Origin of the sequence: Flammeovirga aprica JL-4 (assembly GCF_012844305.1) — a bacterium.
Lineage (GTDB): Bacteria > Bacteroidota > Bacteroidia > Cytophagales > Flammeovirgaceae > Flammeovirga > Flammeovirga aprica.
On sequence record NZ_JABANE010000344.1, the window covers coordinates 1 to 738 of the forward strand.

The 738-nt window shown below is 52.3% G+C and carries 2 protein-coding genes; both read right to left on the reverse strand.

Annotation, left to right across the window (positions count from 1 at the left end; all coding sequences use genetic code 11):
• A partial coding sequence (locus HHU12_RS36035; RefSeq protein ID WP_169661199.1) for a phage protein Gp13 family protein occupies positions 1 to 223 on the reverse strand: 223 nt, incomplete at its 3' end.
• A 74-nt stretch (positions 224 to 297) separates the two neighbouring features.
• Positions 298 to 738, reverse strand: a 441-nt coding sequence (locus HHU12_RS34280; RefSeq protein WP_205960091.1) for a phage nozzle protein, incomplete at its 5' end; no start/stop codon positions are given.

Below are 738 nucleotides of genomic sequence, written 5' to 3' on the forward strand. Positions count from 1 at the left end.
TGCCAGCCCTGTCGAGTCTCCACACTTGGTCACTCGTGACGAACCAGCACTGGTCTCCACAGTGTCCACCTATAGCCAAAGGAAAACCATCGTGGTCTAACGTGACACACTCAGTAACCGCTGGGAACGATGGTTCTATACCCATGGCCTGCGCCTCAAGTACGTCATGGTAGGCCGGGATGAATAACTCGAAGTCATTACTTACAGTGTTTCTTATGTACATGCTTTAAGTCCCCCTCTTAGTGTGGTCTCCCTATAGTGCTACCTAATTGAGCAACACCACAGGGAGACGTTCAGTTAAATACCGTTAGCGCGTCTCATGTAGTTACCCTCCCAGCCGCACCCAATGATTGACACTGGGGAAGCGTTGAAGGAACTCAAGGACACCTTCTGATACAGTGCGTTACCTGTCACCGGGAAACGATACTGACCAGTGGTCGTGGCCTTCTGGCCCAGACGTAGACCAGTAGAACCTACTCGGGCGTTGACCAGATAGTTGAACTCCCGGCTACCGTTATCGACGATCACAGTGAACGCGCCAGTGTCCTGATAATTCACCCACGCTCTGCGCAGCTGTAGGCGACCAGAGTCCTCAGTGGACGTTGTGCCGTCGTTCTGCTCCTGCTTGATGAGGAAACGACTGAACACATACTGGAAGTCGTACAGGAACCCGATGACAATGTTCTTACCTGAGATGTCACCGCTAATGCGGATGTCCGGGGTTGAATCCCAAGAGGA